Raw genomic sequence first — 12533 nt, 5'->3', positions numbered from 1 at the left:
GCCTCCTCTAGCTTACGCGCTGCCGAACCAACCGCCACAATTTTACCATGGCCAAGGTCCCGAGAAGCACGATCAACCAGTTGACAACCATGAGCGCGGCACCACGCCCGAAGGCGAGGTTTTGAAAGGCTGTGATGTAGGCGCGAACCGAGAGCACGGAGGTACTGTCACCTGGACCGCCCTGGGTTGTTCCGAAGATGATATCGAACTGATTGAGCGACTCGATCAGCCGAAAGACTGCGGCGATCAGGATATACGGTGCAATAAGTGGAAGCTCAATATGGAGGAACGTCGCCCAACCCTTAGCGCCATTGATCCGCGCGGCTTCTCTGATCTCCTCGTTAATGCCCTGCAAACCGGCGAAGATGATGAGCGCAAAAAATGGTGTGTAAGTCCATATGTCGATGAGAACTAGCGAGAACATCGCCGTACCGGCGTCCGAAATCCAGGCGAAGCGGCCGATCCCGACGAGCGAAAGCAAATAGTTCAGAATCCCGTTTTGTGGATCCATCATTGTGGTCCACATCAGGGCGACGCTCATGGGCGGCAATACCAACGGAAGGAGAATGACAGGCCGCATCAATTGTGCAAGAAACACGCGGCTTGCGAACAATTTGGCGAGCGCAAGCCCAGAGAACGCTTCCGCGAGGACCGCGGAGCAGGCATACACCGTGGTCGCCCGCATGCTGTTCCAGAAATCTTGAGTCTTGATTGCCACTTCATAGTTGGTGACCCCAATGAAACGAACCAGGGGACGGCCAAACTTGAGATCGGTCAGCGATTGGAAGACGCCATAGAAAAACAGAAAAAGAAATCCGAGCAGTATGATGATCGCGGGAGCAATCGCAGCAAGGCTCCACCAGTCAAGAGCATGCTGCCCGGCGCTTTGCACCTGCTCTTTCTTGGGCGGTGCCAGTTGGCCTACCGATGATTGTAGCATCACGGTTGCGTCGATGCCTCGAAGGTTCATCGCTCACTTCTCGAAAGATACGCGGGGGTAGTGGAGGCGGCAATCCGGTGATGCCGCTCCCCGGTTGCCTTACATGGAGGAGCGAATCTCGGAGGCGAGGTCGGCCAATGTCGCCTTCACGTCCGCACCATTAACCATCTTCTGCATGGCAACTGCCCAGGCGTTCATGGCCTCGGCAAACCCTACGCGCGGCGTAAAGGCGAGCGCAGCCCGGTCCTGAACACTCTTGAAGGTATCCACGAAATTTGTGAATTCCGGTTTAGCCGCATAGTCGAGCCAAACCTTGTCGCTCCAGGTCGAAGCGCGCGGCGAGTTGACGAGCTTGCCGGCGATGGCACCGTTCAGCTCGACCTGCTTTGACGTCGCCCACTGAATGAAGAGCCAGGCCGCTCCCTTTTTCTGGGAAGCAGCATTCATGGCCAGGGACCAGATCCAGATGTTCGATTCGAAAGTCTTGCCGTTCGGAGCTCGCAGTGGCGGAGCGAAGGCAATCTTGCCCGAAGCGGGCTTGCCGGCAACATCGTTCCAGAACCCGAACATGTTAGAATCGATCGCCATCGCTGTCCGACCCGAATTGATGCCATCGACCACTTGGTACCAGTTGTCGTTGGCAAAGGATGGGGCAGCACACCTCTTGATCATCTCCACGTAGTCTTTGTGGAAGGCGATCGACTCGGGAGAATTGAGACCGGTTTCCAACTTGCCGTCCTTGACGACGAAGTCGTGTACACCATAGGACTTGGCGATTGAGATCGCGGCCGTGTGGATGCTGCTCCAAAAGCGCACTCCTCGCACACCCAGGGGCGTGATCGCGGGATCGGCAGATTTTAGCTTTTCGCATGCCGCCGACATTTCCGGCGGGGTTGTCGGAACCTTGATACCGTGTTTGTCAAGAATGTCCTTACGGTAGAACAATTGGATGTTTTCGAACCCGTGCGGGATGGCCCACACCTGACCCCGGCCCGGTTCGATCTGCCCGCCATTGACTTGCCAAGTCAGCGCGTCACGCAATGCGGGGAAGAAGTCCTTGTAGTCATAGCTTGCCGATGTGAGCTTAGGGTCGTTCAGATAGCGGTCGAGCGGCTCAAGCAGTTGACCGGGCGCAAGATCCCAAGCCGGTTGAATTCCTGTGCCGACGACATCCCACGAGGGCGATTTTGTGCTCAGCTGGATGGTCAGCTTATTCCAATAGGCATCGTCCGGATAAAGCTCGGGCGTCACCTTGATGCCCGTCAACTTCTCGAACTCAGGAAGCTGTGCTGCAACCGCGTCAGCATATGGATGGATGTCGTAAGCCCAAACGATCGAAGCGCCCTCGAACTGGCGCCAGTTGATATCCTCCGCTTTGGCCTGGCCGAAAGATGCGGCCGCACCGGACAAGAGAGTTGAGCAAATCAGAGCGGCTTTGACGAAATGGTAAGAATGGCCGCGCGGTGCGGCTAGCGTCCTTGGCATTGGTCCCTCCTCTGGGCTCTTCGGCCCTCAAGTTCACGTGCCTGTCGTCTTCCAGGGCCGCGAGTGTTGGTAACGCTAGCCGTGATTTTCCGCCCTTATGCACCCATTCAGATCGAAGTTGGGTATTTTTGGGTAAGTCAAGAAAACAGCGTTACAGCAGCCGTTGCAAAAGCCATGGGGAGATGATCAATGCAGGCCCATGTTCAGACCCCGCGCAGCCAGCCTACAAACGAGGGCCGAGCCGGGCCAACCGCCCGAGCTGATGCATAGTAGCTCGTTCGAATCCCTCTGTTAATCTCACCTTGCGGCACGGACGCCTCGATCTTGTTCTTGATTGTGCTGCTTTTAAGAGGGACGAGTGCTTGATGCATTGCCGCAACCTTTCTCGATCCGCAAACAATCTGGTCTCTCAACCCGCCATATTGCAGGACGAAGCTCGAGCGCGACCGCGAGCATCAGCAACAAGGCGTTGCGGATTAGGCCCAACGAAAGCCTCAGCCAGGCTGAGGGTGAGGCGGAGATTGTGGTCGACGGCGGTGAAGGCGATGTTGGCGGCGTCCCCCTCCCGGCCCTTTGAGATGGCAGCGACCGAGATGCCCGTCGCTCTTCATGTGGCCATTCACGGCTCGATGACTGAGAGGCGCCTGAGCCGATGCGCAGATAAGATTGCCGCAACTTAAGGCCGCACTCGCGGGCCAGCCGATTGGTTAATCGCCGCATATTCCAGCTTGGCATCGGTCGGGAGGTGATGGTCTTGGGCTGAACGGTGGTCTCCACCGTCGCTGCTTGAGATCGCGCGTCCGCAACGCGCCGGTCTCATGCGCCCCCTCAAGCTCTCGGCCAGCAAGAGCTCCAGCTTGTCACCGAGCCGCTTACGTCAATGGCCAAGCGTGCCCGTTACGCAAGCTGGCGCCCTCGTCAGTCCGAACGCCTACGTGGGCGTAGGAAGAATCGGATCAAGCTCCTCCTGCTCGAGGATCTTGGATCCATCTTTGGCCAAGTATGCCGCCAGTGAAGCGATGCCGGAGTTTGGTGGGCAACGAGCGGGTGCGGACTTTTTGGTCGGCGCCCGCCCCGAGATGCGGCAGGATCGGTCGTCCGACGGCGCGCTCCATCGTGTGGAATATCCAGGTGCCGTCCGGATCGATATCCGACCAGTGAAAGATCGGGGTTTGTTCGGACACCATTGCCGAGATCGTGCGCAGGGCCTGTTGGCTGGCAAGCGAGGGATACCCGCCAACATACAGCGTAGCACCCAGTCGAGCGGCGTCGGCCTCGGCGACGTGCCTGTTGAAGCTTGCCAAGTTTTCGATCGTCAAAACATACGCCGGCGGCTCCCGGAAGCGGACATGATCTGCCTCCTTAGGCGCGATCCCGAGATGAGCGGAGTGGCTCCGGAGAGATCGGCCCCAAGAAGATCGATCTTACCCGCGATCAGCAGCGGCGGGGCAAAGCGTTCCAGCCCGATCGCCCGCAGTGCCTCGCGGGGCCGCGCGCCCGGAGGAAACTCGAGGACGCCACTCAGGAGCCGAACCACGACGCCTTCAACGCGTTCCAGCGTCTTGCTGTGCCTCACCGTCCGTCGCGAGAAGGTCTTATAGTCCACGTCGAGATGCTTGTTGTCCAGGATGGCCTGGGCGAGATCGAAGGCGTGGCGCAACGTATCGACATCGGACGAAGCGACCCGCGGGCTACCGCTCCCGGTCGATCAACGACGGATCGACTGGTGCGCGCATCCGCACCTGAAGCGGTGGTTCGATCTGGTCAAGGCAGGCGGGCGTGATCCGCGCGCAGCGGCGTTCATCGAACCATGATCGCCGCCCGGCGCGACCCTAACGATCAGCTGGCCGGCGTATGGTAGCCTTTCGGTTGCCATGCGCGACCCTTGAGGCGATCCATGGCCATGATCGAGTCCGCCGCCCCATCCGCGCCGCAAGTCCAGCGACATGGCTCGATCTTTGACTGTAGGAGGCGCTTCATCCAGAATAAGAGTTTAGGACTTTGGTTCTTTGAATGCCTTCTTCTTCAAGGCGGATAAATAATTTCCTCGAACTCTTGGACGAGATTTACCGGCCAAGCGCATTTCTAGCGTCACAACAAGTTCCTCAAATTTTTTGCGTGTTGCGCCCGCCAGAGGTCGTTGCCGATAATAGCTGTACAGGCGCTCGGTTATGACAGCTGTCACCCACCGTGGCGTATCTTCCGATTCGTAAAACTCACTTATCCTGGTTATAGCTAGGGAACGAGTCGATCTCGAGCAACATGAAAGAGCAGAGCAGCGTGCGAATTGCAGATGTCTTCTCGCTGCGTATCTGCTCATCGATAAAATCAACCAGCTTTTCGCTTCCAAGGCTTTGATAGGCGATCTCGGCAACGATGGTCGGCATGACATGCTTGATCGTACCCTCGATGAACCTAAATAGCTGGGACAGCTTTTCACTCAGTACCGGGCGCGACCATTGGACGGTGTTTGGGCAACAGCTCCTTATCTGCACAACGGGTCTGTTCCGACCCTGAGAGACATGCTGGTGCCGCACGCCAAGCGGCCGATGTCGTTTTGCGTAGGCAGCCGTGCGTTCGACCCGGTCAACGTCGGGCTCGCGACGAAAGCACAGTCGTCCGAAAGCTGTGCGGCCGGTCTGACGAACTTCGATGTGTCGCTGCTTGGGAACAGCAATCGCGGACATTCTTTCGAGGGTAAGGAAACCGACTTAAGGAAACTGCCGCCCGGCATCATCGGACCAGAGTTGACCGACGCCGAACGGCGAGCGCTTGTCGAATATCTCAAGACTCTATGAGCGATGGCGTTCGACGCCGACTTGTGTGCCGGCGTCGCTAGCTTCCGCCGAGTTCGAATGCGCCTCGTCAGAACACGTGCCATTCGGCAGATTGTCCCTGCTCAGCCAGGTCATGTGTCCCTCCTGCCGGGACGTCGTCGATTGTCTTGAAGCCGCCATGAGCTCGCCGGTCCTAAGCAGCCCCGACTTGGCGCAATCCTGACGATCCCGCCCAACCGCACTTGGCGATGCTGGGCGCGGCTACAGTTGCGCACTCGAAAACCTGTTCATTTTCCAAAATCTGGGCGCTCCAAGTGTAGTTTTTACAACATTTAGCGCCGAGCTATTATGGTTAAGCCAATAATTCGCCCTACAACCTTGTTGTGCAGCGTAGCAACGAACCGGAAAGTTATCGCGGAAGAGGTGGTGGCGATCATTGGCGTGCGAGATCAGCCGGCTGCTACCGATCGGGGCCGTATATCGGCCGACAATAAGCCAAGGCGAGGACTTGGGAGGAATAAGAGCTTGGCGCCGACGGAGCCTCTGAAAACGCTCGCCCCTCTTAGACGGCAGTCGGCCTATACTACCTCTCCTCAAATGCCGCGCCAGAAGCTTCCTTCCATCACCATCAACAATCTCGCTCCAAAGGCCCGCTTTCAGAGACCTCCAAAGCTACGCTTCCGGATTAAATCGACAGCTGGGGGTTTATTTATCGAGGCCAGTTCCGCCCGATGCTCTACTGTTCATCGTTGACCACATATTGTCGCGGCGGCGCTGCACCGAGGACCGAATGCGCATGGCTTCGCGGTACTTCGCGACCGTGCGGCGGGCAATATCAATGCCCGAGACTCGCAGGCGCTCAACGATCGCGTCATCGGACAGAACCGCTGACGGCTCTTCGGATTCGATCAGCTGCTTGATGCGGTGACGCACCGCTTCAGCGGAATGCGCCTCACCGCCATCCGCCGAAGGGATCGATGCCGTGAAGAAATATTTCAACTCGAATGTGCCGCGATTTGTTGCCATGTATTTGTTGGCGGTGACGCGCGACACCGTGGATTCATGCATCTGGATGGCCTCGGCAACGGCCTTTAGATTCAGCGGCCGCAAATGCGCAACACCAAGGGTAAAGAAGCCGTCCTGCTGACGCACGATCTCGGTCGCAACTTTCAGGATGGTGCGGGCGCGCTGGTCGAGCGCGCGCACCAGCCAGGTCGCGTTCTGCAGCGCGTCGTTGAAGTAGGACTTATCGACGTCCTTGCCGATCTTCTTCGACAGCTTGGAATAATAGGTCTGGTTGACCAGCACGCGCGGCAAGGTGTCGCTGTTGAGCTCGACATGCCAGCCGCCATCAGGAGCCGGACGGACATAGACGTCGGGTACCATCGTCTGCAGCCGCGCCGACCCGAACTTCATGCCCGGCTTGGGACTGAGCCGGCGGAGCTCGTCGATCATGTCGGCGATGTCCTCGTCGTCGACGCCGCAGAGCTTGCGCAAGCTCGCGATGTCGCGCTTGGCGAGGAGATCGAGATGCTCGACGAGGGCCTGCATCGCCGGATCGTATCTATCGAGCTCGCGGAGCTGGATCGCCAGGCACTCGCGCAAGTTACGCGCACAGACGCCGGGCGGATCGAACTCCTGCAGGACGGCAAGAACGTGCTCGACATCCTCCTGCGTTGCGCCGAGCCGCTCGGCGGCCTGGCCGAGATCCGGCGGCAGATAGCCGGCTTCGTCGACGAGATCGATCAGATACTGCCCGATCATGCGCTGCGCCGGCGCGGTGAATGCGACCGACAGTTGTTCGGCCAGGTGGTCGGACAATGTTGTCTCGGACGCGACAAACGCTTCGAGATTGTAGTCTTCGTCACCCGAGCCGCCGCCACCCCATTCGGTATAGGTGGTCATGGCGCCATCCCGGGCGTCGCGCACTTGGGCCTCGGCCAGCTGATCGCCGCTGACCTGATCGACCTCAGTCGGGGCTTCGGCCCCAGCTGCATCGTCACTGGCACGCTCGAGCAGCGGATTACACTCCAGCTCTTCCTCCACGAAGGTCATGAGGTCGAGATTAGATAATTGCAGCAGCTTGATCGCCTGCATCAGCTGCGGCGACATGACCAGCGACTGGGATTGCCGGAACTCTAATCTTTGCGTGAGCGCCATGAAGCAAGAACCGTTACTGAAGTTGGTCTGCGTTTTGCTCATCTAGTCAGGAGCTGATCTAAGCGCTTTGATGTCGCGCAAAAGCGGATGCGAGGTGAGATGAAGGCAGCGAACAACGGAATCCGACACTCAGTCGGAGCTCCCTCGTCAATCCCCATTGTGCGCGAGATGAGAGGACTAGGAATTCGGATGCGGCACTGTGACGCGAGGGCATCAACAAACAGGACAGCTTCCCGTGGCGATACTCCTATCAAGGACTTGCAGTCCCCGGCAGTTTCGGTGAGTTCTGCGCGTAGCCGCGATCCTCCACCCTCCCGCAGGAGCGCCGGCAACAGCTGCGCGGGGCTCAGGATCAGTGCCTGCCGCCACTCAGACAGTCCCTCGCTGTCGAGCCTTGCTGCACGCTCGAATTAGCGCGAACTTCGAAGCCGATCGTGGAAGGAAGTTGCCCAAACGAATTGGCACTAGGGCTGGCAGTCGAAAATAGTTGAGGTAGCGGGTTGAACCGGCCGCAAGATCGCTATTGCGTCAAACGCGATTGCGAGGCGATCACCATTCAGCTGCCCAACGCCTGCCGCTTGTTGGCCGCTAGCGTCTGCCCCATGTGCGTCGAGAAGAGTCTCTTGTCCGGGTTGCTGACGCAAATCGGCAGAAGTTCGAATAGCGGGCATATATTGGCCTGCTCTTCGGCTTATCCTGCCGAAAGTTCCAACGTATTCGGGATGACGAATCTGGGGCCTCTGACGCATCAAATCTGGGACAGTTAGTTTCCTCCGCTTGGCCGCTGAGCGGGACGATCTTGTCGGTTTGGTCGAGAGCCCTGCGCCAGTCGCCTTGCTTGCAGCGGCCGGCCGACATACTCGCTCCGCGAGAGGCGTCCGCACGCGCGAGACCGCCATGATGTTCCTACGACCTCGAGCAACATTTCATCGCTGGCCAGCGGGGTCTTGCCAGCGCGTTGGCCCACTCCTCGCCATATCGGTGCTGCCGGTGAAGCCTGCCGCCTCCCCAAACAACACCTCTCCGAAGCTTCGGTGGGATGCCGCCCCCAATCACTCGCCTCAGTGGCATCTGAGCTGCGGCGAAACGACAAGAAGAATTCGCGCTCTTGGTACAACTCACCGGGTCGCAGAGGCAAGCTCCCGAGCCGAACCCCGGCTCATCGCCCGCGTCGTCGTACCTGCCATTCGCGCTCCCGCTGCCTCTGCGCCGATGGTAGCACCATACACCGCGCTGTAGAACACCGCAGCGGAAGTTGGCGCCGCGACATCTTATTCCGGCTACCGACGCAATTGAGCGGCCGCGTGAGGAGTTCGAGCGACGGATCAAGATCAAGACCGTTTGCCATCAGCGGCCGCCGCGGCAATGCCGTCCTGGCCTGCTCACCCCCGGCCAGATCAACATGCGCAAGGTCGACGGCTGGAGACCCCTCACCACAAATCCTTCGATAGGTAACTTGGGACGCGCCTAGTTGTGGGGCGCGCACCATAGCCACAATGCAATGCGCATCGCGATTGAACTCGCTGCGCACGGGCAGGTAGCTTCATGTTAGTGGAAATCGCGCCGACATTGCCGCAGCTGGCAAGCCTCGATTGCACAACGCGAAGCATCAACTTCTCGATAAGGGCCGCGCTGCCGCTCAGGTGAAGGGCCTGGCTTCAGCGATCACGGCTTCGTCCAGCGGCAAGCCCCTGCCATAGGGACGAACCAGCTTTCGCGGGCGGTCGCATCGAGCAGCGGCACCTCAGTTGCCTGATTGATATGGCCGGGACGGCCGGCTGGCGCAGCCTCGAGAGCCTCGAGACGGTTGGTGGCGAGAATGAAGATGTTGTCATTGTTGCTTCAACCCGTTCATTGCGTTGAGCAGCCTGTTTAGCAACACTTACTTGCAAAAACCTATAACAGCGCGATTCCTGGCAAACAGATCGACATCCTCGATCTGAAACGGATGGAACTTCATATCAATAGCGCCGGGATCGCGTGGTCGGTATGACAAAGCATGCGATTTACCGCCTAGGACCTGCATTGTCCGAACTAGGAAATCCAGCCTCAGGCGAGTCTGACGCAGCGAGACTTGCATGAAGCGCCGACGCCCCTAGGTCCACGCCAGCCACTGATAAACACCGGACACGCGCGCCGGATGCGCTTGCCCCGTCATCTGGTTTGAGCCAATTCCGTTGAAGTACATCGTTGAATCCACTAGAGATCGGCTATCCCGACCGCAGCAGATGAATCGCAAAGGAAGAGCCCGCCGACGCAGGGTCCTTGATCGTTCCTTTGAAGGCGTACGGAGCTAAATGATGCCGCGCCGGGTTGCTTTGGCTACAGCATTTGTCCGGTTTGCCGCCCCTAGCTTTCTGATGACGTTCTTCATGTGGAAATTGACGGTATTATCAGTGACGTTAACAAGTTGCCCGATTACCCAGGCTGACTTCCCCTCTGCGACCCAGTATAGGCACTCTGTTTCTCGCGGTGTTAGCGGAATGTCTGTCTCGCAACTCTCATCAAGCGGCGGTGTAATCTGCGCGACAGCGTTGTGAAACGCCGACGCCAATGTCGTGAGATGAGCCATGCGATCCTGTGGATCGGCATCATCGAAAGGAGATGCAAACGATACGAAAGCCGATCGGCCTTGCGATCCAAACAATGGCACGCTCATGCCATGCTTAAGGCCTGCTTCTTTGGCCTCGCGTAAGACGCGCAGCTCACGGGGCTGCAGTTCATATCGACTGGTTAGTTCATCCCAAAGAAAGGGCCTTGGCAGCATTGCTGTCCGCCGGACCACCGGGTCGATCGCTTGATATTCTTGTTCAGCATAGCGTTGGCACCAATCAGACGGGAAGTTTATAGTTGGCGGGGGCGGTAGATACTCTGGCAAACGACGCTCATTGGAGCAGGAGAGTGCTCCGTAGGCGACTTTATCAAAGCCTTCATTGCTCGCGAAATTCACAAGAAGATCGAACAGCGCTGCGATTGATCTTGTCTGTATAGCGCACTCGATGAAGCTGAATAGGTCGGGCCCGCGGCTTTCCCGTCTGCTTGAAGCGAGTGGCATTTTGCCGTGCGACTGGTCATCCATTTTCTATTTCCGTTTGCTTACACAGATGTTGGCTTTGCTTCTTGCAGCTGAAAGCTCGCGCGCGAAAGGAAAGCGCCGGCCCAGAACTGTTTCACACGGTCCCAGCACGCTCCGAGAAGATAATCGGAGCGACTTGACGCACGCTGGCAGGTCGAGCCAAAGCGAAGCTGACTTTGTTCGCTGCTGACCGGTCGGGCTGCTCTCCGAGGTGCCAGTGCCCCAGTCTCTCGAAAGAACGGCTGGCAAATCATGCAACGATTGCGGCGGACACGGTCAGCACTTCTCGTAAGAACATGCCGGCATCTCGAGCGCCACCGCAAAGGAGCGAGGTCGGCATGGAACTGTTCGCAGCTCGGCACACCACACCCGGACGGGTCCAGCGCCCTCAGGTGCTTGCGCATTTTGGGCCACCACCCGCGGACATCAACAAATGGCTGCTTGACGAGGACGACAGCGTGCATGCGATCCTCAGGACTTTCCAAGAACCACCGATGCGCACAGCAATTCTCGCACCACTCGCCGATCGGAGAACTTGCCCCCATAATAGGGGCACTCGCAGAAAGATGGTCTCCTCTGGTTGAGCGGATGTGACATACGTCGAACATGCGACAACGTCTCATGCGCGACACAGAATTTGATATAGATCAAGAGCGTGATTAAAGGCCTGCCGTCTCACCTGCATTGACGGGGCGCGAATGGCACTCCCTGAGTGCCATCTTAACGCGCGAGGCAAGTCCAGTACCAACCTTCCTGCGGGCAGCGGAGCAGCAGTTTAGTGTGGCTCTGCTTTTCGAGCAGTCGAGGACGGCACTTTCGAACTTTCGCTGTGGCTCGCCTTTGCGAACTTCCCATCGGCGTCGTGAAGACTTGCCCCCTCCTTGCAAACCCGAGGAGAGAGCGAATGAACGAGGAAAGAAACAAAGGCTCGTTGTTGATCGGTCCGGGAGCAGGTTGATAGAACTCCTTGTGGCGTGGCGGAAATGTTGCGCCTCTCGGGCCTAGGGTCTGAAGCGGGTTACACGCCAGCTCGGGTGCAGCCTTCACACGATGAAGGGCTATGGAATGGCGGGTGAGGTGAAGCCGTTCAAGTCGTGTCCGGGTTAGCTCTCCCGCACCACGGTCTTCAGGTAATGGTAGGCCTTGATGATCTCGACCAGGCGCTGCTCCGTAGAGCGGTCGCCGCCATTGGCATCGGGGTGGTGCCTCTTGACCATCGCCCTGTACCTCGCCTTGATATCTCCGAGCGTCGCATCGACATTCAGGCCCATCACCTGCAACGCTTTCCGCTTGGCATTGAAAAGCTTGCGCGTCTCAGGCCTGGCCTCCGCGCGGGCGCGTCCCTTCAGCTCAGCGAGCATGCAAAAAGCATCGCAGTCGTCCTCGGAATGGGCCGGGCTGCCGGTCATCTTGCGGGCGCTGATGGGCTCGCCGATTTTCCAAGTTGGACGATGGCCCGTCAGCGCGTCATTCTGGTAGCGCGCGATCGCTTCGGCGTCCATCCCGGAGAAGAAATTGTAGGACTGATTGTATTCGCGAGCATGCTCGATGCAGAAGTGCCAATATTCGCGCGCATTGTGGCGGCCCTTTGGCGCGGGATGGGTTGCCTTGTTCTGGCAATCAGGCCATTCGCATCGCACCGCGGTCCGGCGCTCCTCCTGCGCTTCCTGCTTGTTGATGCGAATGGAGGCGAAGAATTTGGATGTGTCGCTCAGCATGACTTGGCTCCGTTGGGCGGAGCGGCAGTAAGCAGCGCCGCTTCTAAGCTAGAGAATTGGTTTCGACGGCAAGTTGGATCTGACTCGGCCTTTGCGTCTAGTTCAGTGCATGGTGTAGCAAGCACTTCCCAGCAATCGACATGCCAGGACTCGCGCGCTTGGTTCAGACAATCATCTCTTTGCGATCTCAGATCGATTCAATTGCAATGTGCTGTCGGGCTCTGCACATCGAGGTCTTGAACGGGACCGGGTGAATACGAACAAAGCGGGAGCTATGCAGGAATCTGGCTGATGACGCGCTTAGGGAAGCAGCGGAGCAACGCGGATGGTGAATTTGCGAGAACTTCTCGACGAGGCGATATGGCCAGAATGAGACT

10 protein-coding genes and 1 pseudogene are annotated in these 12533 nt (G+C 58.3%); 2 read left to right on the top strand and 9 right to left on the bottom strand.

Features of this window, described 5'->3' with window-relative positions:
• Window positions 1-7 precede the first annotated feature (7 nt).
• Together ACE10W_RS06155 and ACE10W_RS06150 are read right to left on the bottom strand one after the other, a co-directional pair.
• The gene (locus ACE10W_RS06155) at window positions 8-970 is read right to left on the bottom strand and encodes a carbohydrate ABC transporter permease (RefSeq protein WP_011084695.1); all 963 of its coding nucleotides are present in this window, start codon (window positions 968-970) and stop codon (window positions 8-10) included.
• 69 nt (window positions 971-1039) lie between these two features.
• A complete protein-coding gene (locus ACE10W_RS06150) occupies window positions 1040-2425 on the bottom strand; it encodes a sugar ABC transporter substrate-binding protein (RefSeq protein WP_011084694.1) in 1386 nt (461 codons plus the stop codon).
• Window positions 2426-2783: 358 nt separating this feature from the next.
• Here ACE10W_RS06150 and ACE10W_RS06145 point away from each other — a divergent pair, with 358 nt between their 5' ends.
• Window positions 2784-3002, top strand: coding sequence for a hypothetical protein (locus tag ACE10W_RS06145; protein WP_161966258.1), 219 nt, complete (start codon window positions 2784-2786; stop codon window positions 3000-3002).
• A 44-nt stretch (window positions 3003-3046) separates the two neighbouring features.
• Here the strand turns inward: ACE10W_RS06145 and ACE10W_RS06140 are convergent.
• The 4 genes and pseudogenes from ACE10W_RS06140 to ACE10W_RS06125 form a co-directional block, all read right to left on the bottom strand.
• A pseudogene (locus tag ACE10W_RS06140) lies at window positions 3047-3302 on the bottom strand (IS5/IS1182 family transposase); the annotation flags it as partial.
• A gap of 79 nt (window positions 3303-3381) precedes the next feature.
• On the bottom strand, window positions 3382-3744 hold the full coding sequence (locus tag ACE10W_RS06135; protein ID WP_026312353.1) for a Wadjet anti-phage system protein JetD domain-containing protein: 363 nt from the start codon (window positions 3742-3744) through the stop codon (window positions 3382-3384).
• A complete protein-coding gene (locus ACE10W_RS06130; RefSeq protein ID WP_014497905.1) occupies window positions 3741-4085 on the bottom strand; it encodes a hypothetical protein in 345 nt (114 codons plus the stop codon). The genes ACE10W_RS06135 and ACE10W_RS06130 overlap by 4 nt, the downstream gene beginning before the upstream one ends.
• Before the next feature lie 556 nt (window positions 4086-4641).
• Window positions 4642-4812, bottom strand: a complete 171-nt coding sequence (locus ACE10W_RS06125; protein WP_014497906.1) for a hypothetical protein — start codon at window positions 4810-4812, stop codon at window positions 4642-4644.
• Window positions 4813-4884: 72 nt separating this feature from the next.
• On the opposite strand from ACE10W_RS06125, the gene ACE10W_RS06120 reads away from it, so the two are divergent.
• Complete coding sequence (locus ACE10W_RS06120; protein ID WP_275937772.1) at window positions 4885-5223, top strand: hypothetical protein; 339 nt, start codon at window positions 4885-4887, stop codon at window positions 5221-5223.
• A 684-nt stretch (window positions 5224-5907) separates the two neighbouring features.
• Here ACE10W_RS06120 and rpoN read toward each other — a convergent pair.
• From rpoN to ACE10W_RS06105, 3 genes are all read right to left on the bottom strand, one after another.
• On the bottom strand, window positions 5908-7362 hold the full coding sequence (rpoN, locus tag ACE10W_RS06115; protein ID WP_011084688.1) for an RNA polymerase factor sigma-54: 1455 nt from the start codon (window positions 7360-7362) through the stop codon (window positions 5908-5910).
• 2293 nt (window positions 7363-9655) lie between these two features.
• Window positions 9656-10441 carry a LuxR family transcriptional regulator gene (locus ACE10W_RS06110; RefSeq protein WP_018645272.1) on the bottom strand — a complete coding sequence of 262 codons (786 nt, stop codon included), beginning with the start codon at window positions 10439-10441 and terminating at the stop codon, window positions 9656-9658.
• A 1100-nt stretch (window positions 10442-11541) separates the two neighbouring features.
• The gene (locus ACE10W_RS06105; RefSeq protein WP_011084684.1) at window positions 11542-12156 is read right to left on the bottom strand and encodes a J domain-containing protein; all 615 of its coding nucleotides are present in this window, start codon (window positions 12154-12156) and stop codon (window positions 11542-11544) included.
• Window positions 12157-12533 lie beyond the last annotated feature (377 nt).

The organism is Bradyrhizobium sp. B025, assembly GCF_042257955.1.
Lineage (GTDB): Bacteria > Pseudomonadota > Alphaproteobacteria > Rhizobiales > Xanthobacteraceae > Bradyrhizobium > Bradyrhizobium diazoefficiens.
The sequence above is the reverse complement of the archived record's forward strand: the minus strand, read 5'-3'. Positions and strand labels throughout refer to the sequence as shown.